General features: G+C 67.7%; 19 protein-coding genes. 8 read left to right on the top strand and 11 right to left on the bottom strand.

Annotated elements, in window-relative coordinates; genetic code table 11:
* Positions 1 to 74: 74 nt before the first annotated feature.
* Complete coding sequence (locus TPR58_RS00310) at positions 75 to 548, top strand: tryptophan-rich sensory protein (protein WP_346244603.1); 474 nt, start codon at positions 75 to 77, stop codon at positions 546 to 548.
* Here TPR58_RS00310 and TPR58_RS00305 read toward each other — a convergent pair whose 3' ends face one another.
* The 8 genes from TPR58_RS00305 to TPR58_RS00270 all read right to left on the bottom strand — a co-directional run bounded on the left by TPR58_RS00305 (position 549) and on the right by TPR58_RS00270 (position 10223).
* On the bottom strand, positions 549 to 1472 hold the full coding sequence (locus tag TPR58_RS00305; protein ID WP_346244601.1) for a bifunctional riboflavin kinase/FAD synthetase: 924 nt from the start codon (positions 1470 to 1472) through the stop codon (positions 549 to 551).
* A gap of 207 nt (positions 1473 to 1679) precedes the next feature.
* Positions 1680 to 2849, bottom strand: a complete 1170-nt coding sequence (locus tag TPR58_RS00300; protein ID WP_346244600.1) for a dipeptidase — start codon at positions 2847 to 2849, stop codon at positions 1680 to 1682.
* Between the two features lie 2 nt (positions 2850 to 2851).
* Positions 2852 to 3340, bottom strand: coding sequence for a dihydrofolate reductase (locus TPR58_RS00295; RefSeq protein WP_346244599.1), 489 nt, complete (start codon positions 3338 to 3340; stop codon positions 2852 to 2854).
* A 173-nt stretch (positions 3341 to 3513) separates the two neighbouring features.
* Positions 3514 to 4308: a thymidylate synthase gene (locus TPR58_RS00290; protein ID WP_346244598.1), complete on the bottom strand. Its 795-nt coding sequence runs from the start codon at positions 4306 to 4308 to the stop codon at positions 3514 to 3516.
* Positions 4309 to 4388: 80 nt separating this feature from the next.
* Positions 4389 to 5096 carry a class I SAM-dependent methyltransferase gene (locus TPR58_RS00285; RefSeq protein WP_346245104.1) on the bottom strand — a complete coding sequence of 236 codons (708 nt, stop codon included), beginning with the start codon at positions 5094 to 5096 and terminating at the stop codon, positions 4389 to 4391.
* 29 nt (positions 5097 to 5125) lie between these two features.
* Positions 5126 to 6253: a peptide chain release factor 2 gene (gene prfB, locus TPR58_RS00280; RefSeq protein WP_346244597.1), complete on the bottom strand. Its 1128-nt coding sequence runs from the start codon at positions 6251 to 6253 to the stop codon at positions 5126 to 5128.
* A gap of 84 nt (positions 6254 to 6337) precedes the next feature.
* Complete coding sequence (locus TPR58_RS00275; protein ID WP_346244596.1) at positions 6338 to 8857, bottom strand: penicillin-binding protein 1A; 2520 nt, start codon at positions 8855 to 8857, stop codon at positions 6338 to 6340.
* Positions 8858 to 8951: 94 nt separating this feature from the next.
* Positions 8952 to 10223, bottom strand: a complete 1272-nt coding sequence (locus TPR58_RS00270; protein ID WP_346244595.1) for an N-acetylmuramoyl-L-alanine amidase — start codon at positions 10221 to 10223, stop codon at positions 8952 to 8954.
* Positions 10224 to 10716: 493 nt separating this feature from the next.
* Between TPR58_RS00270 and TPR58_RS00265 the strand changes: the two genes are divergently transcribed.
* The 5 genes from TPR58_RS00265 (at position 10717) to TPR58_RS00245 (ending at position 17590) form a co-directional block, all read left to right on the top strand.
* Positions 10717 to 13503 (top strand): Rne/Rng family ribonuclease, encoded by a 2787-nt coding sequence (locus TPR58_RS00265; RefSeq protein WP_346244594.1) that lies wholly within the window; start codon positions 10717 to 10719, stop codon positions 13501 to 13503.
* Positions 13504 to 13636: 133 nt separating this feature from the next.
* Positions 13637 to 15037, top strand: a complete 1401-nt coding sequence (locus TPR58_RS00260; protein WP_346244593.1) for a M48 family metalloprotease — start codon at positions 13637 to 13639, stop codon at positions 15035 to 15037.
* Complete coding sequence (locus tag TPR58_RS00255) at positions 15034 to 15777, top strand: DsbA family protein (RefSeq protein WP_346244592.1); 744 nt, start codon at positions 15034 to 15036, stop codon at positions 15775 to 15777. Before TPR58_RS00260 ends, TPR58_RS00255 begins: the two co-directional genes overlap by 4 nt.
* 104 nt (positions 15778 to 15881) lie before the next feature.
* The gene (locus tag TPR58_RS00250) at positions 15882 to 16823 is read left to right on the top strand and encodes an ABC transporter ATP-binding protein (RefSeq protein ID WP_346244590.1); all 942 of its coding nucleotides are present in this window, start codon (positions 15882 to 15884) and stop codon (positions 16821 to 16823) included.
* Positions 16820 to 17590: an ABC transporter permease gene (locus TPR58_RS00245; protein ID WP_346244589.1), complete on the top strand. Its 771-nt coding sequence runs from the start codon at positions 16820 to 16822 to the stop codon at positions 17588 to 17590. The genes TPR58_RS00250 and TPR58_RS00245 overlap by 4 nt, the downstream gene beginning before the upstream one ends.
* A gap of 7 nt (positions 17591 to 17597) precedes the next feature.
* On the opposite strand, the gene TPR58_RS00240 is transcribed toward TPR58_RS00245, so the two are convergent.
* Together TPR58_RS00240 and glpX are read right to left on the bottom strand one after the other, a co-directional pair.
* On the bottom strand, positions 17598 to 19436 hold the full coding sequence (locus TPR58_RS00240; protein WP_346244588.1) for a CocE/NonD family hydrolase: 1839 nt from the start codon (positions 19434 to 19436) through the stop codon (positions 17598 to 17600).
* A gap of 147 nt (positions 19437 to 19583) precedes the next feature.
* Positions 19584 to 20549 carry a class II fructose-bisphosphatase gene (gene glpX / locus TPR58_RS00235; RefSeq protein WP_346244587.1) on the bottom strand — a complete coding sequence of 322 codons (966 nt, stop codon included), beginning with the start codon at positions 20547 to 20549 and terminating at the stop codon, positions 19584 to 19586.
* Between the two features lie 118 nt (positions 20550 to 20667).
* Here glpX and TPR58_RS00230 point away from each other — a divergent pair, with 118 nt between their 5' ends.
* A complete protein-coding gene (locus TPR58_RS00230) occupies positions 20668 to 21030 on the top strand; it encodes a hypothetical protein (RefSeq protein ID WP_346244586.1) in 363 nt (120 codons plus the stop codon).
* Positions 21031 to 21108: 78 nt separating this feature from the next.
* Positions 21109 to 21480: a hypothetical protein gene (locus tag TPR58_RS00225; RefSeq protein WP_346244585.1), complete on the top strand. Its 372-nt coding sequence runs from the start codon at positions 21109 to 21111 to the stop codon at positions 21478 to 21480.
* 83 nt (positions 21481 to 21563) lie between these two features.
* On the opposite strand, the gene TPR58_RS00220 is transcribed toward TPR58_RS00225, so the two are convergent.
* Positions 21564 to 22853, bottom strand: a complete 1290-nt coding sequence (locus TPR58_RS00220; protein ID WP_346244584.1) for a homoserine dehydrogenase — start codon at positions 22851 to 22853, stop codon at positions 21564 to 21566.
* Positions 22854 to 22919: the final 66 nt, after the last annotated feature.

The raw sequence follows: 22919 nt of genomic DNA, 5'->3' as shown, positions 1-22919 counted from the left end.
CAAAGCGCTTGTTCTGCGCAACCTTCACGCTTTCGTGCGTTTTTGCGCAGCATCGACACTATCGGGAGCCCGCAATGACCGCCGCCAGCCTGAATCGCACCGATAGCACGGGGCTCTGGCTCAACATCGCGGCGCTGGTCGCGCTGGTGCTGGTCGGCAACGCGTTGATCTTCGGCCTCGGCGCCGATGGCGGGGCGCTGCCGCCCGAACAGGCGCGCTGGGTGCCGCCGGGCCCGCTCGTCGGCGCGATCTGGGTCGTGCAGTTCGCGCTGATGGGCGCGGCGCGCTGGCTCTGGCTGCGCGATACGCACGATCATGGCTGGCGTGCCTGGCTGCCGGTTGCGCTGGCGGCGATCTGCCTGGCGTTTCCGGTCTATACCGGCGGGCTCGACAGCCCGGCGGCGGGCGCCATCGGGACGCTGGGCACGCTCGTCGCGACGCTGGCGGTCATGCTGACCCTCGGGCGCCGTTCCGGCGCGGCCGCCTGGGCGCTGGTGCCGCTGGCGATCTGGGGCAGTTACGTCGCGTGCGTTTATTATCTCGCCTGATCAGTCGAGCAGTTCGCGCGCCCGCGCGGCATCGGCGTCCATCTGGACCTTCAGCGCATCGAGGCTGTCGAACTTCGCCTCGGGGCGCAGGAATTCGATCAGCTGCACCTCGATCGTCTGCCCGTAGAGGTCGCCCGAAAAGTCGAAGAAATAGCTTTCCAGCAGTTCCTCCGGCGGCTCGATGCTGGGGCGGATGCCCAGATTCGCGACGCCGTTCAGCACGCGCCCGTCGGGCAGCCGGCCATGGACCGCATAGATGCCATAGGCCGGGCGCAGATAGCTGCCGAGCAGCATGTTGGCGGTCGGATAGCCCAGTTCGCGGCCCAGCTTCGCGCCGTGGACCACCTCGCCCTCGACCGCGAAGGGGCGGGTGAGCAGATAGGCGGCATCGCGCGGACGCCCCTCGCGAAGATAGTCGCGGATCCGGCTCGACGAAAAGGCATGGCCGCCTGCGCCGACCGCAGGCACCGTCTCGGCGGTGAAGCCCATCGTCGCGCCCAGCGCGGTGAGGATGTCGGGATTGCCGCCGCGCCCCTTGCCGAAGGTGAAGTCCTCGCCCGTCACCACCCCGCTGGCGCCTGCCAGCTCGACCAGCCGCTCGCGCGCGAACGCCTCGGCGGACAGGCTGGCCAGCGCCGAGTCGAACGCGAACACCAGCATCGCCTGCGCGCCCGCCGCCGCGAACAGCCGCTGGCGCTGGTCGAGCGTCGTCAGGCGGAAGGGCGGGGTGTCGGGCTGGAAATAGCGGCGCGGATGCGGGTCGAAGGTGGCGACGATCGCGGGCACGCCACGTTCGCGCGCGCGCGATACCGCACGCGCCACCACGGCCTGGTGCCCGAGGTGAAATCCGTCGAAATTGCCCAGCGCGACCACTCCGCCGCGCAGATGCGCCGGAACCATCGAGCTTCCGTCCAGCCGCTCCATGCCGCGCGCCATAGCGGCGGTGTACCGTGCAATCAAACCTCTTGGGCGTCTCAGAGGCCGTTGAAAAATCGCGAAAGGGTGAATTTCAAGGCGGCACCGGTCCGCTTCCCCACCCGACCACCCAACGGCAGTATTCTATGGGTGGTCGGGTGGGGGAGCGGGCCGGTGCCGCAGCATGCGCCGATAGGCGCATGCTCAGACGGCGTCTCAGGACGCCGGCGCGATTCCCGCGCGGATCACGCGCAGCACATTGCCGCCCATCACCTTGCGGATCTCGTCGGGACCCATCCCGGCATTCACCAGCGCCTGGGTGATCGCGACCAGCTGCGACGAGTCCCAGCCGGTGGTCACCGCGCCGTCATAGTCGGAGCCGAGCCCGACATGGTCGATGCCCACCACGGCGCGGACGTGCAGGATCGCCCGCACGACGTCCTCCGGCCGGGTGCCGCACACCGCCGCATCCCAATAGCCGATGCCGATCACGCCACCGGTGCGCGCGATCCCGCGAATCTCGTCGTCGGTCAGGTTGCGGTTGACCTTGCAGGTCGCCTGGACGCCGCCATGGCTGGATACCACCGGCCGTTTCGCCACGCGCAGGATGTCCGCGAGCGCCGCGTGACTCGAATGCGCCACATCGACGATCATGCCGATCCGTTCCATCCGGGCCAGTATCTGGAAGCCCAGCGGCGTCAGCCCGCCCTTGGCGACCCCGTGCATCGATCCCGCGACGTCGTTGTCGAAGAAATGCGCAAGCCCCGCCATGCGGAACCCCGCCGCATGCAGCCGGTCGAGATTGTCGATCCGGCCCTCCAGATCCTGCAGCCCTTCGATCGACAGCATCCCGCCGACGATCCTGGCGCCCGTGCCGCGCGCGGCCAGCAGGTGGTCGAGATCGGCCGGCGTCCGGAGCACGCGCAACCTGCCGTCGGAATTCGCCGCGGCACGGTCGAGCTTCTGCGCATGCCACAGCGATCGTTCGAGCAGCGACGACCAGGTCCGCACCGGCTGAAGCTGGGCGACGGTCAGCAGCGTGATGTTGTCGGTGTCACCGGTGTTGGCGTCGTAATTCTGGCCCTTGGGCGTCTTGGTCACCGAGGAGAAGACCTGCAGCGCGACATTGCCCTCGATCAGCCGCGGCAGATCGACCTGGCCGCGCCCGCTGCGCGACAGCAGGTCGCGCCGCCACATCAGCGTGTCGGCATGCATGTCCGCGATCTGCAGGCTGGCGTGAAGCCTGCGCGTCGCATCGTCGATCCTGGGCAAGGGCGAAGGGGTGACGATGTTCATCGTCGATTCCACATAGGCGGGCGCGACACCGAAGAATCCGATCGCCCCCAGCGCGATCACCCCGCCCGCGATCCACGGCCATTTGCGCACGACTATCCCCTCCGGCGTTCCAGCCTCACGAAGCTGTAGGCCGGTCGGCCCTCTTCGCTTGCATGATCCTCGCGCGAGACTTCGCGCCAGGCAAGCGACTCGAATCCGGCAACGGTCGCGTCGCCCTCGGCATCGAGATGGACCTCGGTCAGCTCGACCGCAGCCGCGCGCGACAGGAACAGGTCGAAGATCTCGGCCCCGCCGATCACCGCGATCTCGCCCGGCCCGGCCAGGGCAAGCGCGCCGTCGACGTCGTGCGCCACTTCCGCCCCTTCCGCCGACCAGCAGGCGTCGCGCGTCAGCACGATATGGCGTCGGCCGGGCAGTGGGCTGGGGAAGCTCTCGAACGTCTTGCGCCCCATCACCATCGGCTTCCCCATGGTCTGCGCCTTGAACCGCTTGAGGTCGGCCGGCAGCCGCCACGGCAGCTGGCCGTCGCGGCCGATCACGCCATTGGCCGCGCGCGCGAGGTGGAAGGTGATGGTCTGCATTCAAATCCTCGTGCCGGGATCACCCGTTCAACCAATTGCGCAACCTGCTCCCCGCCCTGGAAGGGAGGGGCTGGGGGTGGGTAGGCCCGAGGGACTCGCAACGTCGACCGTATCGACAAACCGAGAGCGACCCACCCCTGACCCCTCCCTTCCAGGGAGGGGAATCTGTCAGCCTATACCGCCACCGGCGCCTTGATATGCGCCTGCGCGACATAGTCGTGGATCGCGAAATCCTCATAGTCATAGGCGTCGATCGACGCCGGCTTGCGCAGGATCTCGAGCCGCGGCAGCGGGCCCGGCTCGCGCGACAATTGCTCGCGCGCCTGGTCCAGATGATTGGAATAGAGGTGGCAGTCGCCGCCGGTCCAGATGAAGTCGCCCACGTCCAGCCCGGCCTGCTGCGCCAGCAAATGGGTCAGCAGCGCATAGCTGGCGATATTGAACGGCACGCCCAGGAAGATGTCGGCGGAGCGCTGATACAGCTGCAGGCTCAGCCGGCCATTGGCGACATGGGTCTGGAACAGGCAGTGGCAAGGGGCCAGCGCCATCGCGTGCAGGTCGCCCGGATTCCAGGCGGACACGACCATCCGGCGCGATCCCGGATTGGTCCGGATCGTGTCGAGCAGCTCGGCGATCTGGTCGATATGGCGCCCGTCGGCCGTCTCCCAGTCACGCCACTGCTTGCCATAGACGGGGCCCAGATCGCCATTCTCGTCGGCCCATTCGTCCCAGATCGAGCATTTGCGGTCGCGCAGCCACTGGACGTTGGTATCGCCGCGCAGGAACCACAGCAGTTCGACGATGATCGATCGCAGGTGCAGCTTCTTGGTCGTGACCAGCGGGAAGCCTTCGCGAAGGTCGAACCGCATCTGGTGCCCGAACACCGATCGGGTGCCGGTACCGGTGCGGTCCATCTGCTCGGCGCCGTCGTTCAGCGCGCGGGCCATCAGGTCGAGATATTGACGCATCGCGTCAGCCTAGCCGCGCGGGACACACCCGCCAAGCGCGCATGTCCATGCGGCTGTCGACGTCTCGGGCGTCGCCGCGATCAGCTCTTGGGCGTCGGGGTTGCCGGGTTACGGCAGGCCTTGATCGTCTGCGGCTCGGGGCGCTCGCCCTGCGCCTCGAAGATCGCCAGATAGCCGCCGGCCGACGGCATGCGCTGGAGCGACACTTGGACATATCCGACCGCGGCGAACTCGCATTTCAGCAGCTCTGCCGGGGTGCCGTGGTCCTGGGTCGGACGGTCGCCATCGACCACGATTACCTGTCCCCCGGGGCGCAGCGACGGCCGCATCCGCCACAGGAACTCATAGGGCGACGCGATCTCGTGATACATGTGAACCATGAACACGCGGTCGAAGCTCGCCTCGGGCAACCGCGGGTCGGCGGGCAGGCCCAGCCGCACGCTGACATTGTCCAGCCGCTCGCGCGCCACGCGGGTGGCCAGCGCGTCGCGAACCTCCGGCACGATATCCTCGGCCAGCACGCGCCCGTCGTCGCCGACCCGGCTGGCAAGGCGAACGGTGTAATAGCCTTCGCCAGCGCCGATATCGGCGACGGTCATGCCCTTCTTGATCCCCGCGCGGTCCATCACCGTCTCGGCCTCGTTCAGCCGGTCGCGGGCCTCCTCGGTCGACCAGCGCGACGAGATGATCGATGCCACCGGGCGGTCCGCGGCGGGGAAGCCGTACTTGGGCTCGTCCGCCTTTTTGGGCGCGCGCGACCGGCCGTCACAGCCGGCCAGCGCGAACATCGCCAGCGACAGGACGGCCGCACGGACGATCAATCGACATCCTCCACATCGACCGTCTCGCCGGTCACGCGCTGCGACAGCGCGGCCGCCATGAACGGGTCGACCGCGCCGTCGAGCACGTCCGACGGTGCGGTGGAGGTCACCCCGGTGCGCAGGTCCTTCACCAGCTGATAGGGTTGCAGGACATAGGAGCGGATCTGGTGGCCCCAGCCGATATCGGTCTTGGTCGCATTCTGTGCGTTCGCCGCGGCCTCGCGCTCGGCAAGCTCGCGTTCGTACAGGCGCGCGCGCAGCTGGTTGAACGCCTCGGCGCGATTCTTGTGCTGCGATCGCTGGTTCTGGCACTGCACGACGATGTTGGTCGGCAAGTGGGTGATGCGCACCGCCGAGTCGGTCGTGTTGATGTGCTGTCCGCCCGCACCCGATGCGCGGTAGGTGTCGATGCGCAGCTCGCTCTCGTTGATCTCGATGTTGATGTTGTCGTCGATCACCGGATAGACCCATACCGACGAGAAGCTGGTGTGGCGCCGGGCCGAGCTGTCATAGGGGCTGATGCGGACCAGGCGGTGGACGCCGCTCTCGGTCTTGGCATAGCCATAGGCGTTCTCGCCCTTGATCAGCAGCGTCGCCGACTTGATCCCGGCCTGCTCGCCGGCATGATAGTCGACCAGCTCGACCTTGTAGCCGTGACGCTCCGCCCAGCGCGAATACATCCGCTGCAGCATTTCCGCCCAATCCTGGCTCTCGGTCCCGCCCGCGCCCGAATTGATCTCGATATAGGTGTCGTTGGCATCGGCCTCGCCCGACAGCAGCGCCTTGACCTTGTCGGCCTCGGCGCGTTCGGCCAGCTCGACCAGCGCCGTCGTGCCCTCGATCGCCAGCGCCTCGTCGCCCTCGGCTTCGGCCAGCTCGATCAGCTCGACCGTGTCGTTCAGCTCGCTCTCGATCGCCCGCGTCGCGGTGATCGCCTCGTCCAGCCGACGGCGCTCGCGCATCACGTCCTGTGCCGCCTTGGCGTCGTTCCACAGCGTCGGGTCCTCGACGCGCGCGTTCAGCTCGTCCAGCCGGCGCAGCGCGCGGTCCCAGTCGAGGAAGCGGCGCAGCAGGGCGAGCGCGGCGTTGATCTTGTCGACATTTGCCTGCGCTTCGGCACGCATTCAGTTCACTCCAGAAACTTGTCCGGGGCCGCGCCGGGGTCCGGCGGCACCGCAAACGGTAGATATAGGGACGAAGTCGGGCGGCTAGTAGATTCCGCCCTGGCGTTGCAAGAAGTCGCTGTCGTCCTGTCGCCGCTCGCGCCGCTCGGTCTTCTTCACCGCCTTGGGCGCGTCCTTCTCGCCTTCCTCACGCCGGTTGCGGCGCAACTCGTCGTCATTCTGCGGCTTGAACGCTTCCCAGATGATGCTGGCCTTGGGGTCGCTGGTCGGCCAGCCGGCATAGACCCGCTTCCCGCTCGCCCGGTCGATCCGAACCATCCGGACGCCCTTGGGCGCGATGAAGGGCAGGGGCTCGACACCCTCGAAGGCGGGAATCGCGAACTGCTTGTAGATCGGCGCGGCGATCGACCCGCCCTGGGCATAGCCGCCCAGGTTGGTCGGTGTGTCGTAGCCGATATAGAGGCCGGCGATCATCTGCGGCGATCCGCCGACGAACCACACGTCGGTCGGGCCGGACGTCGTGCCGGTCTTGCCCATCAGCGGCCGGTTGAGATCGCGCAGCACAGTTGCGGTGCCGCGCTGGATCACGCCCTCCGCGATGTGCACCATCTGATAGGCGCTGATCGGGTCGACGACCTGGCGGGCGCGGCTGACCGGGCGCGGCATCGGCTTGCCGTCCCAGTCGGGCATGTTGCACCCGTCACAGGCGCGCCAATTGTCCGGCCACACCACCTGGCCCCGGCGGTTCTGGACGAAGTCGATCAGCGACGGATTGAGCGCGCGGCCATTGTTCACCAGGATCGAATAGGCGTTGACCATGCGCAGCACGGTCGTCTCGCCGGCGCCCAGCGCATAGCTGAGATAGGGGGCGGTCTTCTTCTTGCTGACGCCGATGCGCTGGATCAGGTCGACGACATGGTCCATCCCGACCTGGTTGGCGATCTGCACCGTCATCAGATTGCGCGACTGTTCCAGGCCCCAGCGCATCGTCTTGGGGCCTGCGCCTGCCGAGCCGCCGAAATTGCGGAAGCACTTGTTGCCCAGTGCCGCGCTCTGCCACACGCAGAACGGCCCATCGACCACGATCGAGGCGGGCGTCATCCCCTGTTCCAGCGCGGCGGCATAGACCAGCGGCTTGATCGTCGATCCCGGCTGGCGCTGCGCCTGGGTGGCGCGGTTGAACGACTGGAGGCGCGAATCGAATCCGCCCTGCATCGCCAGAACGCGGCCGGTACGCGGATCCTCGACGACCATGCCGCCCGAAACCTTGGGAACGCTGCGCAGCGCGAAGCTGCCGCCCTGCGGCGCCACCGCGACGATGTCGCCGGGCTGGATCGCACCATAGGCCTCGCCGCCCTTGCCGCGCACCGGCATCGTCGCCGCGCTGCGCGGCATCGTCCCGGTGCTGCCGTCGTCGAACCCGATCTGCCAGCCGTCGTCCGACCGGGCGATCGCGATCGCGGCGCGCCAGTCCTCGTAATCGACGCCGATATTGGTGTTCAGCAGCGCCTGACGCCAATTGTCGCCGCGGATCTCCGCCTTGCCGATCGGACCGGACCAGCCGCGTCCGCGATCATATTTCAGCAGGCCGTCGCGCAGCGCCTTCTGCGCATATTCCTGGAGCTTCGGGTCCAGCGACGTGCGCACCCACAGCCCGCCTGCATACACGCTGTTCGGGCCGTTCTCCGCCGTCTCGCCGAACTTGTCGATCAGCTGGCGGCGCACTTCCTCGACGAAATAGCCGCCGACGCGCTCGAATTTCGGGGTCTGGCGCGGGATGGTCCCCAGGGGCTCGCGGACGGCCTCGTCATGCTGCGCCTGAGTGATGAAGCCGTTGCGCAGCATCCCGCCCAGTACCCAGTTGCGCCGGTCCAGCGCCCGCTGGGTATTGCGGTCCGGATCGTAATTGGCCGGCCCCTTGGGCAGGATCGCCAGATAGGCCATCTGCGCCAGGCTCAGCTGCTTCAGTTCCTTGCCGAAATAGGCATGGCTCGCCGCATCGACGCCGCCCGCATTGCGGCCCAGCTCGATCGAGTTGAGGTACAGCTCGAGAATCTGTTCCTTGCTCAGCGTGTCCTCGATCCGCCACGCCAGGATCGCCTCGCGCACCTTGCGCGCATAGCTCACCTCGTTGCCGACCAGCAGGTTCTTGGCGACCTGCTGGGTGATCGTCGACGCACCGACCTGGCGGCCGTTGCTGGTCAGGTTGCGAAAGATCGCCGAGGCGATGCCGGGATAGTCGACGCCGTGATGCTGGAAGAAGGTCCGGTCCTCGGCCGCCAGGAAAGCGTTCACCAGCGGCTTGGGATATTCGGCATAGCTCAGCTGGACGCGGCGTTCGCGCGCATAGCTGTGGATCGGCGTGCCCTGGACCGAGCGGACATAGGTCGGCAGCGGCGGCTCATAGCTTTTCAGCGTCTCGACCGAGGGCAGGTGCCGGGCGATCAGCAGCCACACCAGGAACCAGAAGATGCCGGCAAGCAGCGCCAGGATCGCGATGGTGCGAAACCACCAGCGATTATGCACGCTCAGGTACCAGCCCTTGATCCCGCCGATCTCGCGCTTGATACGGAAATTGACTTTGGTGCGGTCCGCGTCAGCCATGGGATGCGGGGTCTAGCAGGATTTGCGCATGTTTCCAGCCGCGTTGCGGCGGAAGTCGCGATCCCGTCGCCAAGGCGTCCGCGCCGGCCCGGGCTCAGCGCGCTGCGATCCGGGCGGCGTTGCGCGTGGCGAAATGAATGCTCAGCGCGCGCGTCACCGCCTGCGCCACTTTCTTTTGTCCCTCGGGGGAGGCGAGGAAGCGCGCATCGGCCTCGTTCGAGATATAGCCGGTCTCGAACAGGACCGAGGGCAGGTCGGGCGCCTTCAGCACCAGCAGCGATGCGAAGCGATGATAATTGTCGCGCACCGGGATCAGCGGACCGGCCTCGCGGCCCAGCAGGCGGGCGAAGCCGGCCGACGCGTTCATCGTCTCGCGCTGGGTGAGGTCGATCAGGATCGACGAGATGTCCGAATTGGTGCTGCCCAGATCGACTCCGGCCAGGATGTCCGATTTGTTCTCGCGCGCGGCGAGCCGTGCCGCTTCCTTGTCCGACGCGGTTTCCGACAGGGTATAGACGGTGGCGCCCGATGCCTGGGGGTTGCCGGCGCTGTCGCAATGGACCGAGATGAACAGGTCGGCGCCCAGGCTGCGGGCTATGCCGAACCGCTCGCGATGGACCAGGTAGCGGTCGTCGCTGCGGGTCAGCGCGACCCGGAACTTGCCCGACGCGATCAGCGCGTCGCGGATCGCCAGCGCGATCTTCAGCGTGACGTCCTTCTCGCGAAGTGCGCCGTCGGGCGAGATTGCCCCGGGATCGTGCCCGCCATGGCCGGCGTCGATCACCACCAGCGGCCGGCTCCGGTCTGCACCCTCCACTCGCGGCAGGCGCATCGGTACCGCGCGGGGCGGGGCGGCGACCCGCGTGCGATAGCTCGCATCGCGCGCGACCGGAGGCTGGAAATAGCTGAACGGCGGCAGGAACTGCATCCGGCCTTCCGCCGCGGCGCGGGCGAAGCGCACCTCGTCGACGGTGCGCAGCGCGAGCGTCAGCGTCCGGCCGTTCTGGCCGAAACTGCCCTCCGACACGATCGCCGGCTGCGCCAGGTCGAGCACGATGCGCGCGGTGCTGCCGTCGGGGGAGCCCTGGCGGATCGAGGAGACCGCGCCCCCCGCCGCCTGGCTGTGCCCAGGCGTCGCCCCGGCCACATCCACCGCGATGCGATTCGGGCCTGCCAGCATGAAGGCGCTTGCCTGGCGGACCGGCTCGTTGAAGCGGATGACGACCTGGTCCCCGCGGATCCGGACATCCTGGACCGCGCCCGCCCAGCTCGGCGCGCCGGTCAGCCAGCTGGCGAGGAGGGCAAGGAACACGAACACCCGCGCGATATGCCGCGTGCACGGGCGAAGGGTCCAGTCCAAATCCATGTCGTCCGCTCTTCCCGAAAGCCCCGTGTTGCGGATGGACTGGACCAGGGCCTCTCAAATGCTGGTAAATCGACAGGGTTAATCCCGGCGCAACTGTCGAGGATCGCATCTTCGCGGGCGGAGTCGTCGGCGCGCGCGTAACAAATTGTCGTGACGCAGGTGTTTCGGTTGCTGCATCTGACAAGGGCTGCTAGTCCGATCGAACGCCGGGCTTGTTCCGGCCTATGTCCACGACCACATGGTCGTGAAATTCAGGTTGACGCTGTAATGAGGCACTTTCCCCACCGTTCGCACCCCCAGGGCCTCGCCCTCGGCAGCGCGACGGCGGCGGAGTTTCCGGGCCAGGAGCCCGGACGTGCCACGGCAGCAGAGGCAATTTTCGAAAACCGCGTGACGCGTCCCGGCCGTTCTGCCGGATGCGTCCGTTTTGCATGTCGCGCGCCCGCTCTCCGTCTTCGAGGAGCCGAGGCCTGGCGCGCCCGGAGACTATTCAATGACAATGCGTATGCTGATCGACGCGCGCCACCGGGAGGAAACCCGCGTGGCCGTCGTCAAAGGGAACCGAATCGAGGAGTTTGATTTCGAGTCCGCCGAGCGAAAGCAGCTCAAGGGCAATATCTATCTGGCCAAGGTGACCCGGGTCGAACCGTCGCTCCAGGCGGCGTTCGTCGATTATGGCGGCAACCGCCACGGGTTCCTGGCCTTCAGCGAAATCCATCCCGACTATTACCAGATTCCGAAGGAAGATCGCGAAGCCCTGCTGCGCGAGGAAGCCGAGCACGCCGCCGAGGAAGCCGCGCTGCGCGCCGAGGAAGACGACGATCATGACGAGGACGGCGCCGTCGAGGTGCTCGAGCGTCCGGTCGACGACGACGATCACGATCATGATCATGAGGATGGCGACGAAGGCGACGCCGACGGCGATGCCGATGCATCCGACGAGGGGGAGACCGGCGGCGAGGAAGGGACCGAGAACGGCCGTGGCCGTGGCCGTCGTCGCGGACGCAAGGGCGATCGCGGCGAGAGCCCGGCCGACGCGATGCGCGCGCGCCGCATGGCGCTGCGTCGCCGCTACAAGATCCAAGACGTCATCCGCCGTCGCCAGGTGCTGCTGGTCCAGGTCGTCAAGGAAGAGCGCGGCAACAAGGGCGCGGCGCTGACCACCTATCTGTCGCTCGCCGGCCGCTATTGCGTGCTGATGCCCAACACCGCCCATGGCGGCGGGATCAGCCGCAAGATCAGTTCGTCCGCGGATCGCAAGCGGCTGAAGTCGATCATGACCGACCTGAAGCTGCCGCCGTCGATGGGCTGCATCGTCCGCACCGCAGGGCTTCAGCGCACCAAGACCGAGATCAAGCGCGACTTCGACTATCTCGCCCGCCTGTGGGACGAGATCCGCGAGAAGACGCTGCAATCGGCTGCGCCCGCGCTCGTCTATGGCGACAGCGACCTGATGAAGCGGGCGATCCGCGACATCTACAACAAGGACATCGACGAGGTCATCGTCGAGGGCGAGGACGGCTATCGCCAGGCCAAGGACTTCATGCGGCTGCTGATGCCCAGCCATGCGCGCCGGGTGAAGCACTATGCCGACACGGTGCCGCTGTTCCAGCGCGCCGGGGTCGAGGACCAGCTCGCCGCGATGTACAACCCCGTCGTCCAGCTGAAGTCGGGCGGCTATCTGGTCATCAACCCGACCGAGGCGCTGGTGTCGATCGACATCAACTCGGGCCGGTCGACGCGCGAGCATTCGATCGAGCAGACCGCGACCGCGACCAATCTCGAGGCCGCGCACGAGATCGCCCGCCAGCTGCGCCTGCGCGACATGGCCGGCCTCGTCGTCATCGACTTCATCGACATGGATCACGGATCCAATGTCCGTAAGGTCGAGAAGGCGATGAAGGAGGCGCTGAAGAATGATCGCGCCCGCATCCAGGTCGGCCGGATCAGCGCCTTCGGCCTGATGGAGATGAGCCGCCAGCGCCTGCGCACCGGCGTGCTCGAGGCATCGACCCGCCAGTGCCCGCATTGCGAGGGCACCGGCCTGGTGCGCACCGCATCGTCGGCCGGGCTTTCGGCACTGCGCATGATCGAGGACGAGGCCGCCCGCGGCCGCGGCTCGCAGCTGTTGCTGCGCGCCAGCCAGGAGGCCGCCTTCTATGTGCTGAACCGCAAGCGCGCCGAACTGGCCGAGATCGAGGAGCGCTACGGCGTCACCGTCGAAGTCGCGCCGGACGGCGAGCTCGAGGGGGCGCGCATGATGGTCGAGGCATCGGGCCCGCCGCCGATCCGCGCGCCGCGCCCCGTCGTCCTGATCGAGGATCCCGAGGACGATTTCGACGAGATCGAGGAAGAGGAAGTCGAGGACGAGGAAGTCGAGGCAGAGGCCGAGGCCGAGGAGCGTCCACGCCGCGAGCAGCGCGATCGCAGCGAGCGTGGCGAGGGCGACGAGGCCGGCCGCAAGCGCCGCCGCCGCCGTCGCGGCCGCCGCGGTCGGGGACGTGACGAGGACGGCCAGGACGTCGCCGAGGGCGAAGAGTCCGCGGACGGCGATGCCGAGTCCGGCGAAGGCGAGGCGGATGCCGAGACCGAGATCGTCGATGCGGTCGAGACCGAGGTCGAGGCACAGGCTGCGGCCGAGGAAGGCGAGGGCGAAAATGGTCGCAAGCGCCGTCGTCGCGGCCGCCGCGGTGGCCGTCGCAACGGCGCCGATTCGGTGACCGAGGGTGAAGATCAGGGCGAGGCGGAAGCCGATGCCCCGGTCGCAGCGGTTCCGGCCGAGGCCGAGCCCGTTGCCGAGGCCGTCGAGGAAGCACCTGCGCCGGAAGCCGAGGCGCCCAAGCCGAAGCGGACCCGCAGCCGCAAGAAGGCCGAGCCGGTTGCCGAGGAAGCGCCCGCGGCGGAGGCCGTCGAGGCCCCTGCGCCCGAGCCGGTCGCCGAGGAGAAGCCGAAGCGGACCCGCAGCCGGAAGAAGGCGGTTGCCGCCGACGCTCCCGCAGTGGAAGCGCCTGCCGTCGAGGCGCCCGCCGCCGAGGCCGCACCCGCGGCCGAAGAGGCACCGGTGAAGCCGAAGAAGCCGCGGACCCGCAAGAAGGCGCCGGCAGCCGAGGCGGCTGCGGAGGAAGCCCCCGTGGTTGCTGAGGCAGCAGCGGAAGCGCCCGCCCAGACGGCACCTGCGGCACCCGCCGCCGACCAGGCTTCGGGCGAAGGCGACGCCGCGCCCGAGGGCGACGAAGCCACGCCGCGCCGTGGCTGGTGGCAGCGCACCTTCGGGGCCTGACCGATGATCGGCCCCGCCCGGCGAGCGATCGCCCGGGCGGGGCCAGTCACCGCGGGTTCATTCGCCCCGCCGCACAGCGCGCCCTGACGCGCAACCGTTGCGGGCAAGGGAAATTGGGACGATGATGCCCCGCATGAACCGCAATCTCCTCCATGCCGTGGCAGTGGCGTTCGCCGCCCTCTGCCTGTTCGGCATGTCGATCCGTTCGGCCTCGGCGCAGATCATGCTGCGCGATGCCGAGACGGAAATGATGCTGAACGAGGCCGCCGCCCCGATCGTCAGGGCGGCCGGGCTCCGGCCCAGCGACGTCCGGTTCGTCCTGATCCAGGACAATTCGATCAACGCCTTCGTCGCGGGTGGCCAGGCGGTCTATATTCACACCGGCCTGCTCGACAAGGCCGACAACATCAACGAAGTCCTTGGCGTCATCGCACACGAGCTCGGGCACGTCGTCGGCGGTCACGCCGTGCTTCAGCGGGACGGCGGCTATGGCACGGTGTCGCTGCTCAGCCTTGCCCTGGGCCTTGCCGCCGTCGCGGCGGGCGCGCCCGATGCGGGCATGGGCATCCTGATGGCAGGCCAGCGCGCCGCGATCGGCCGCTATCTCGCCTTTTCGCGCAGCCAGGAAAGCTCGGCCGACGCCGCCGGGGCGCGCTTCCTCACCACCGCCGGGATCAACGGCCAGGGGATGCTGGAATTCTTCAAGAAGCTCCAGAACATGGAGTTCAGCTACGGCTATTACAGCAACAATCCCGAGGTCGATCCCTTTGCCCGCAGCCACCCGATGTCGGGGGAGCGCCTGCGCACGCTGACCGACGATCTCCAGAAATCGCCTGCCTGGGGCAAGCCGACCGACCCGCAGCTCGACATCCGCTTCAAGCGCGTCCAGGCCAAGCTGCGCGGCTATGTCAACGAGCCCAAGACGACGCTGCAGCGCTATCCGACGACCGACACGTCGATCTACGCCCATTATGCCCGCGCCTATGCCTATCACCGGTCGGGCTATCCCGATCAGGCCCGGGCCGAGACGATGGCACTGGTCGCGGCACAGCCCGAGGATCCCTTCTTCCTCGAGCTGGAGGGGCAGATATTGCTTGAGTCGGGCGATCCGGCCGGCGCGCTGGTGCCGCTGCGCAAGGCGACCGAGAAGACCGGGTTCCAGCCGCTGATCGCCTCGACCTTCGGCCATGCCCTGGTCGCGACCGATAACAGCGCCAACCTGGCCGAGGCCGAGCGCGTGCTGCGCCAGGCGCTCGCTCGCGACCGCGAAAATCCCTATGCCTGGTTCCAGCTGGGCATGGTGTTCGAGCGCAAGGGCGACGAGCCGCGCGTCGCGCTCGCCACTGCCGAGCGCGCCAGCCTGACCGGTGACCCCGGCGTCGCCTTCATGAGCGCCCGCCGCGCAATGGGCGGGCTGCCTACCGGCTCGCCCGACTGGGTTCGCGCCCAGGACATCATGATGGTGTCGCAGACCGCGATGGAAGAAGCGAAGAACGGCAAGCGCCGCCTGACCATGAGTACCGCCCCCCAATGACAAATCCGATCCTGCGCAATCCCTGGCTCCTGTCCGGGAGCTTCTTTCTCGCCGCCATCCTGGGCGGCCTCGTTTCCTTCGGGGCGCAGCATCTCGCCACCGGTGAGCATGCCGACGGTGGGGGCGAGGCGATCCGCGCCTATCTGCTCGAACATCCCGAGGTGCTTCCCGAGGCGATGGAGAAGCTCCAGGAGCGCGAATATGCCAAGGCGATCTCGCCGAACCGCAAGGCGTTCGAGACGCCGTTCGCCGGCGCCGAATGGGGCAATCCGAACGGCGACGTGACCGTGGTCGCCTTTCTCGACTATGCCTGCGGCTATTGCCGCGCCAGCCTGCCATCGCTGGCGAAGCTGGTCGCCAACGATCCCAAGGTGCGGATCGTCTACCGCGAATATCCGGTGCTGGGCGACGCCAGCGTGTCGGCCGCGCGCTGGGCGCTGGCTGCGGCCGAACAGGGCAAGTTCCGCGCCTTTCACGAGGCGCTCTACGCCAATGGCCAGCTCGACGAGGCGTCCATCGCCTCTGCCGCCACCGGCGTCGGCCTCGACAAGGCGCGTGCGGCCCGGGTGATGGCGACACCCGCCGTCGACGCCGAGATTGCGAACAACCACAAGCTTGCCGCCAGCATCGGCGGGCGCGGCACGCCGGTGTGGGTGATCGGGGACACGGTCATCCCAGGCTATGTCGAATATTCGGTCCTGGCGGACGCGGTGAAGAAGGCGCGCGACAAAAAGGCCTGACCGGTCGGGCGGACCATGGTTATTTGGGTTAGTTTTCCTAACTCGCCGCTTGTTCGTTACGCGTCTGCTCCCTAGTTAAGGCACCTCTCCTTCCGGGTGCTTCCATGGATTCCATTCTCTCCCTCCGTCAGGTGTCCAAGACCTATGCGTCCGGGCACAAGGCGCTCGACCATGTCGATCTCGATATCCGGCGGGGCGAGATTTTCGCGCTGCTGGGCCCCAACGGCGCCGGCAAGACGACGCTGATCAACATCATCTGCGGGATCGTGCGCCCCAGTACCGGCACGATCCTGGTCGATGGCCATGATGCCATTCGCGAGGCGCGTCCGGCGCGCAGCAAGATCGGCCTGGTGCCCCAGGAACTTGCGGTCGACATGTTCGAGACGGTGAACGCGACGACGCGCTTCAGCCGCGGCCTGTTCGGCAAGGCACCCGACCGCGCCTATACCGACCAGCTGCTCAAGGACCTGTCGCTGTGGGACAAGCGCGATGCCAAGATCATGGAGCTGTCGGGCGGCATGAAGCGCCGCGTGCTGATCGCCAAGGCGCTCAGCCACGAACCCGACATCCTGTTCCTCGACGAGCCCACTGCGGGCGTCGACGTGTCGCTGCGCCGCGACATGTGGAAGCTGGTGCTGGGCCTGCGCGACCGCGGCACCACGATCATCCTGACGACCCATTATATCGAGGAGGCCGAGGAGATGGCCGACCGGGTGGGGGTCATCAACCGGGGCAAGCTGCTGCTGGTCGAGGAAAAGGCCGACCTGATGAAGAAGCTGGGCAAGCGCGAGCTCGACCTGTCGCTGGTCGAGCCGATGCGCGCGATCCCGCCGGAACTCGCCGAATGGCACCTCTCGCTCGAGGATGAGGGCCACCGGCTCCGCTACACCTTCGATGCGCAGGCCGAACGCACCGGCATCCCGTCGCTGCTGCGCAAGCTTGCCGAGCTCGATATCGGCTTCAAGGATCTCGACACGTCCAAGTCGAGCCTGGAGGACATCTTCGTCGACATCGTCGCGCATCGCGAGGAAGGAGCCGCAGCATGAACGGCATCAATCTGCGCGGCATCTGGGCAATCTACCGCTTCGAAATGGCGCGCACGCTGCGCACCCTGTGGCAGAGCGTCGCGACCCCGGTCATCACCACCTCGCTCTATTTCATCGTCTTCGGCGGCGCGATCGGCAGCCGGATGGAGACGATCGGCGGCGTCGAATATGGTGCCTTCCTGGTCCCCGGCCTGATCATGCTGACGCTGCTGACCCAGAGCATCTCGAATGCGTCGATCGGCATCTACTTCCCGAAATTCACCGGCACGGTGTTCGAGCTGCTGTCGGCGCCGATCTCGGCGTTCGAGCTGGTGGTCGGCTATGTCGGCGCGGCTGCGACCAAGTCGGTGGTGATCGGGATCATCATCCTGCTGACCTCGACCTATTTCGTCGATCTCAGGATCGATCATCCGCTCGCGATGGTCGCCTTCCTGCTGCTGACCTCGATCACCTTCTCGATGCTGGGATTCATCATCGGCGTCTGGGCCAAGGGCTTCGAACAGCTCAACTTCGTGCCCGCGCTGCTGGTCACGCCGCTCACATTCCTGGGCGGTGCCTTCTACTCGATCGATATGCTGCCCGAGCCCTGGCATACGGTCAGCCTGTTCAACCCGGTCGTCTATCTGGTCAGCGGCTTTCGCTGGAGCTTCTTCGGCGTCGGCGACGTCAGCCCGGCGCTGAGCCTCGGCTTCACCGCCGCCTTCCTGATCCTGTGCACCGCGGTGATCGCGGTGATCTTCCGCACCGGCTATCGTCTGAAGAACTGAGCGATCTTCAGCGTATCACGGGCAGCGTCACCGCGCTGCCCGCGCATACCCGCTGCGTCGCCTTCACATAATCGGCGGGCGCCGCCTTGTAGATGTTCGGCACGAAGCGCTGCGGGTTGCGGTCGATCACCGGGAACCAGCTCGACTGGACCTGCACCATGATCCGGTGCCCCTTGCGGAACACATGGTCATGGTCGCGCAGCGGCACGTCCCAGGCGACGACCTGGTCCGGCACCAGCGGCTGCGGCGTCTCGAAGCTCTTCAGATAGCGGCCGCGGCGAACCTCCATCGCGATTGGCAGCTGATAGCCGTTCAGCTGCCGCGTATAGCCGCCCAGATCGGACGGCACGCTGCGCGTATAATCGTCGGGAAACACGTCGATCAGCTTGACGATGAAATCGCTGTCGGTGCCGCTGGTCGACGCCATCAGCTTGGCGGCGATCGCGCCGGTGACCGTCATGTCCGCGTCCAGCGGCGCGGTCGTCCAGCTCAGCACGTCGGGCCGACCGTCGACGAACCGCTGGTCCTCCGACTCCCACCATTGCCATTCGGGGCGCGGATAGGTGACCGACACCGGGCGCGCCCGGTTGGGCACCGGGTTGGCGGGATCGGACACATAGTCGCGACACGCCTCGCCCTGTGCGGGCGCGGTGAACGATGCGCTGCCGTCGGCATGCAGATAGAGCGGCGTCGCCTGCGCCTGCGGCACCGGCCACGCCGGATAGGTCCGCCACTGCCAGCTGCCGCTCTGGAAACTCTTCACCTCGTAATCGGGCTTCGTGCCCTTGCCGTGCAGCCAGTAGGCGAAGAACGGCGCCTCGATCTCGGTCATGAACGACGTGCCGCTGTCGCCGGGATAGGGGATGCGGCCCAGCCGGCTGATCGGACCGCGCCACCCGCCGTGATTCCACGGCCCCAGCACCATCTGCGCCAGATTGTCGGGGTCGTCCTTCTGCTGGCGGTAATAAATCTGCCAGCTGCCCCAGGGGTCCTCCTGGTCATAGCTTCCGGCGACGTTCAGCGTCGGCACGCCGGTGCGCTTCAGCGTCTCGGCCCAGCGTTGCTTCTTCCAGAACTCGTCATAGTCGGGATGCTCGATCATCTCGCGCAGCCGGGGGACGCGCCCCTGGAAATAGCGTTTCTCGATCTCGTCGGGCGATCCGGCCTTCAGGAACCAGCTATAGGTGTCGATCGCACCGGCATAGCCCGGGAAGCCGGCATTCTCGGTCTTGTCCCATTGCAAGATGGTCAGCCAGTCGATCGCATAGGTCAACCGCATCGCGCCGTAGCGATGCAGGTCGTCGTTCATCCAGTAGTCGGTCCATGCCGCCTGCGGGCTGGCCGCCTTCAGTGCCGGGTGCGGGCGGGCGAGCGCGATCGCGGCGGTCAGGCCGGGATAGGATACGCCCCACATCCCGACCTTGCCATTGTTCGGCTTCACATTCTTCACCAGCCAGTCGATCGTGTCCCAGGCGTCCGTGGTTTCATCGACCGCCTGCTTCCCCGTCTTGACCTCGGTGGACAGGCTGAACCCCTCGCCCTCGGACCCGAAGCGGCCGCGCATGTCCTGGTCGACGAAGATATAGCCGTCCTTCGCCAGCGCCGCCCAGTCGCCCTGCGGCTCGTTCGAGGCGCCATACGGCGTCCGGCTCAACAGGATCGGCAGCGGGCCGGTCGCGTCGCGCGGGCGCAGGATGACGGTGCGCAGCTTCACCCCGTCGCGCATCGGGATCATCACCTCTTCGGCGACAAACGGCGACACCGTCTGCTGCGCGGCGGCGGGCGGGGCCATCGGCGACATCGGACTCGCGAACAGTGCAGCTCCGGCCAGCAACAGGTGACGCATCCGATCCTCCGCATCGATGATCGCACAGGGTTAGGAGCGCGCGATCCCGCGGGCAAGCATCGCGAAGGCGTCGCTCCGCCCGCAGCGCGCATGAAAAAGGCCGCCCCCGCGGGAGCGGCCTCTTCGAACCCTTGCCGTGCGATACCGTTACAGCCGGTGCTCGCCCTTGACCCAGCGCACCGTGCCCGAGCTGGCGCGCATCACGACGCTCTCGGTGGTCATCTTGCCCGGGCGGCGCTTCACGCCTTCCAGCAGCGATCCGTCGGTCACGCCGGTGGCCGCGAAGATGCAGTCGCCCTTGGCCAGGTCGGTCAGGTCATAGACCTTGTCGAGATCCTCGATCCCCCATTTGCGCGCGCGGGCGCGCTCGTCGTCGTTGCGGAACACCAGCCGGCCCTTGAACTGGCCGCCGACGCAGCGCAGCGCCGCGCAGGCCAGCACGCCCTCGGGCGCGCCGCCCGATCCCATATAGACGTCGATCGTCGTGTCGGGATCGGTCGTGGCGATCACGCCGGCGACGTCGCCGTCGGGGATCAGCATGATGCCGCAACCGACCTGGCGCAGCTCGGCGATCAGCTTCTCGTGACGCGGGCGGTCGAGCACGCAGGCGATGATCTCGTGCGGCGCCACGCCCTTCGCCTTGGCGATCGCGTGGATATTCTCGGTCGGGGTCTTGTTCAGGTCGATCACGCCGTCGGGGTAGCCGGGGCCGACCGCCAGCTTTTCCATATAGACGTCGGGCGCGTTGAGCAGGCCGCCTTCCTCCGCGACGGCCAGCACCGCCAGCGCATTGGGGCCGGCCTTGGCGGTGATCGTCGTGCCTTCCAGCGGATCGAGTGCGATGTCGATCTTGGGGCCGCCATCCTGGGCGGCGCCGACCTTTTCGCCGATGAACAGCATCGGCGCCTCGTCGCGCTCGCCCTCGCCGATCACGACCGTGCCGTCGAGATAGAGCTTGTTCAGCGCATCGCGCATCGCCTCGACCGCCGCGGCATCGGCGGCCTTCTCGTCGCCGCGCCCGATCAGCGTCGATGCGGCGATCGCCGCGGCTTCGGTCACGCGGACCATTTCGAGCACGAGGACGCGATCGAGATTCTTGCTGTCACCGGTCATGGAATCGAACACCCCTCAGCTCTGGTTGTCCGCGGCGATAGGGGAGGCGAGCGCGGTCGGCAACCATCCCCGTCACGCGGCGTTGGAACGGCAAAAGTGGGGGGCGACAGAAAGAGATATGACCATGTTCCTGCTCGGCATTGCCCTAAGCGTCGCTTCCCCGGTCGCCATCGTCCAGGATGCGCCGCGTGTCCGGCCCGTCACCATCAACACCCGCCGCTCGGCCCGTCCGCGGGTCCGTGGCCGCACGGCGCAGGTCCGCCGTGCGCCGCTGCTGCGGGTCACCGCGACCTGCGGCGTCGGCCTGACCTGCGCATCCACCGATCCCAATTCACGCTATCGCATCGAGAATGACGATGCCGCGCGGCCGGACTTCAAGCAGCGCGTGGTCGAAAGCAGCCAGAAAATGGCCTGCGGCACCACCGGCGCTCCGGTTTGCCCCAGCAGCGGCGTGCCGCTGTTGCGCAGCAGCGTCGACTGACGGGGCGGGGCCGTCCGCATTTCGGCCACATGAGAATGTCACGCCCGAGTCGTTCCGGTAACGGAAGGAGGGCGTGCCATGTCGTGGACGATGATTCTTCTGTTGGCGATGCAGGATGCGGGTCCGCCCGATCGCCCCGTCGATCTTGCCGCCGGCATCGCCCGCGCGCGCGAGGTGATCGGAGTCGATCCGCCTTGCCGGACCACCCGTGACGATGGCGAGATCGTGGTGTGCGCGCGGCGGGAGGCCGACCGCTACCGCGTGCCGCTGGTCCTCTCCGCCCGCCCGGAAAATTCGGTGCCGCTGCAGACCGCCGAACTGACCAAGGATTATGGCCGCATCCCCTGCGGCCAGAGCGCCTTCACCGCCCAGTGCGGCGGCATGGTCGGCGTGTCCGTCAGCACCAATGGCCAGAACATCAAGATGGTCCAGCGCGACCTGGCACCTTAGGATCCGCGCAAGGTCCTCTGAAATCCTTTCCCGCGAGGGGAGAGGATTTCAGTATCGCCGACTCGCTGCCGCGCTGTCGGGGCTCACCCCAGGATATGCATCCACATCGGCTCGCCGGTCAGGCTCGACGATCCGCGCAGCTTTTCCAGCGCATGGGCGACGGCGCGTTCCGGGCCTTCATGGGTGACGATCGCCACCAGCACGCTGCCGTCGGGGTTGGCGCCGCGCTGCATCAGGCTCTCGATCGAAACGCCAGCATCGCGCATCGCCGCCGCGATCTCCGCCAGCACGCCGACCCGGTCTGCCACGGTGAAGCGGACATAGGCGCGGCCGCGGCGCTCGCCGCTGTCCGAGGCCGGCTGCGCCGCCAGTGCATCGGCCGGCATGGCATAGGGCGGGCCGAATTCGCCGCGCGCGATGTCGATCAGGTCTGCAACGACTGCGCTGGCGGTCGGGCCGTCACCGGCACCGGCACCCTGGAACAGCAGCCGGCCGACGAAATTGCCTTCCGCCACCACCGCGTTGGTCGACCCGGTCACATGCGCCAGCGGATGGCTTTCGGGCACCAGGTGCGGATGGACGCGCTGGAACAGGCCGCCTGCACCGGCATCGGCGATGCCCAGCAGCCGGACGCGATAGCCCAGCGACGCTGCCTCCGCGATGTCCGCCGCGATCACGTGGCGGATGCCGGTGATCGTCACGTCGTCGAACGCCGGCCGGGTGCCGAACGCCAGGCTGGCGAGGATCGACAGCTTGTGCGCCGCATCGACGCCGTCGATGTCGAAGCTGGGATCGGCCTCGGCAAAGCCCAGCCGCTGCGCCTCGCTCAAGATGTCGGCGAAGTCGCGGCCCTCGGCCTCCATCTTCGACAGGATGAAATTGCACGTCCCGTTCAGGATGCCATAGACCCGGCTGATCTCGTTGGCCGCAGCGCCCTCGCGCAGTCCCTTGATCACCGGCACGCCGCCGGCCACCGCCGCCTCGAACTTCAGCGCCAGGTTCGCGCCTTCCGCCGCCCGCGCCAGCTCCAGCCCGTGATGCGCGATCATCGCCTTGTTCGCGGTCACGAAGCTCTTGCCCGCGCCCAACGTGGCGCGCGCCAGGGCCAGGGCAGGGCCGTCGGACCCGCCGATCAGTTCGACGACGACGTCGGCGCCTGCCTGCCGCGCCAGCTCGGTGGGATCGTCGACCCAGGCGAAGCGGTTCATGTCGATGCCGCGATCCTTGCTGCGGTCGCGTGCGGAGACGGCGATGACCTCGATCGGACGACCGGCACGCCGCGCAATCAGCGCGCCATTGGTGTCGATGAGGCGGATGACACCCGCGCCCACGGTCCCAAGGCCAGCCAATGCAACGCGAAGCGGTTCGGTCATGTCGTTCCCAATCCTGTCGTGAAAAGCGGCGGGCCCGGGCCCCGTGCCCGTCCCGCCGCCGGAGTG

This window comes from Sphingomonas rustica (assembly GCF_039652585.1).
In the GTDB taxonomy this organism is placed as follows: domain Bacteria; phylum Pseudomonadota; class Alphaproteobacteria; order Sphingomonadales; family Sphingomonadaceae; genus Sphingomonas; species Sphingomonas rustica.
The sequence above is the reverse complement of the archived record's forward strand: the minus strand, read 5'-3'. Positions and strand labels throughout refer to the sequence as shown.

What these genes read in the sequence shown, in the direction of transcription:
- TPR58_RS00290 (WP_346244598.1), bottom strand. Translation starts at nt 4,308, where the DNA reads ATGCGTCAATATCTCGACCTGATGGCCCGCGCGCTGAACGACGGCGCC.
- TPR58_RS00225 (WP_346244585.1), top strand. Translation starts at nt 21,109, where the DNA reads ATGTCGTGGACGATGATTCTTCTGTTGGCGATGCAGGATGCGGGTCCG.
- TPR58_RS00305 (WP_346244601.1), bottom strand. Translation starts at nt 1,472, where the DNA reads ATGGAGCGGCTGGACGGAAGCTCGATGGTTCCGGCGCATCTGCGCGGC.
- TPR58_RS00240 (WP_346244588.1), bottom strand. Translation starts at nt 19,436, where the DNA reads ATGCGTCACCTGTTGCTGGCCGGAGCTGCACTGTTCGCGAGTCCGATG.
- TPR58_RS00255 (WP_346244592.1), top strand. Translation starts at nt 15,034, where the DNA reads ATGACAAATCCGATCCTGCGCAATCCCTGGCTCCTGTCCGGGAGCTTC.
- TPR58_RS00250 (WP_346244590.1), top strand. Translation starts at nt 15,882, where the DNA reads ATGGATTCCATTCTCTCCCTCCGTCAGGTGTCCAAGACCTATGCGTCC.
- TPR58_RS00295 (WP_346244599.1), bottom strand. Translation starts at nt 3,340, where the DNA reads ATGCAGACCATCACCTTCCACCTCGCGCGCGCGGCCAATGGCGTGATC.
- TPR58_RS00270 (WP_346244595.1), bottom strand. Translation starts at nt 10,223, where the DNA reads ATGGATTTGGACTGGACCCTTCGCCCGTGCACGCGGCATATCGCGCGG.
- TPR58_RS00230 (WP_346244586.1), top strand. Translation starts at nt 20,668, where the DNA reads ATGACCATGTTCCTGCTCGGCATTGCCCTAAGCGTCGCTTCCCCGGTC.
- TPR58_RS00245 (WP_346244589.1), top strand. Translation starts at nt 16,820, where the DNA reads ATGAACGGCATCAATCTGCGCGGCATCTGGGCAATCTACCGCTTCGAA.
- TPR58_RS00285 (WP_346245104.1), bottom strand. Translation starts at nt 5,096, where the DNA reads ATGTTCGCGCTGGCCGGCTGTGACGGCCGGTCGCGCGCGCCCAAAAAG.
- TPR58_RS00220 (WP_346244584.1), bottom strand. Translation starts at nt 22,853, where the DNA reads ATGACCGAACCGCTTCGCGTTGCATTGGCTGGCCTTGGGACCGTGGGC.
- TPR58_RS00260 (WP_346244593.1), top strand. Translation starts at nt 13,637, where the DNA reads ATGAACCGCAATCTCCTCCATGCCGTGGCAGTGGCGTTCGCCGCCCTC.
- TPR58_RS00265 (WP_346244594.1), top strand. Translation starts at nt 10,717, where the DNA reads ATGACAATGCGTATGCTGATCGACGCGCGCCACCGGGAGGAAACCCGC.
- glpX (WP_346244587.1), bottom strand. Translation starts at nt 20,549, where the DNA reads ATGACCGGTGACAGCAAGAATCTCGATCGCGTCCTCGTGCTCGAAATG.
- TPR58_RS00310 (WP_346244603.1), top strand. Translation starts at nt 75, where the DNA reads ATGACCGCCGCCAGCCTGAATCGCACCGATAGCACGGGGCTCTGGCTC.
- prfB (WP_346244597.1), bottom strand. Translation starts at nt 6,253, where the DNA reads ATGCGTGCCGAAGCGCAGGCAAATGTCGACAAGATCAACGCCGCGCTC.
- TPR58_RS00275 (WP_346244596.1), bottom strand. Translation starts at nt 8,857, where the DNA reads ATGGCTGACGCGGACCGCACCAAAGTCAATTTCCGTATCAAGCGCGAG.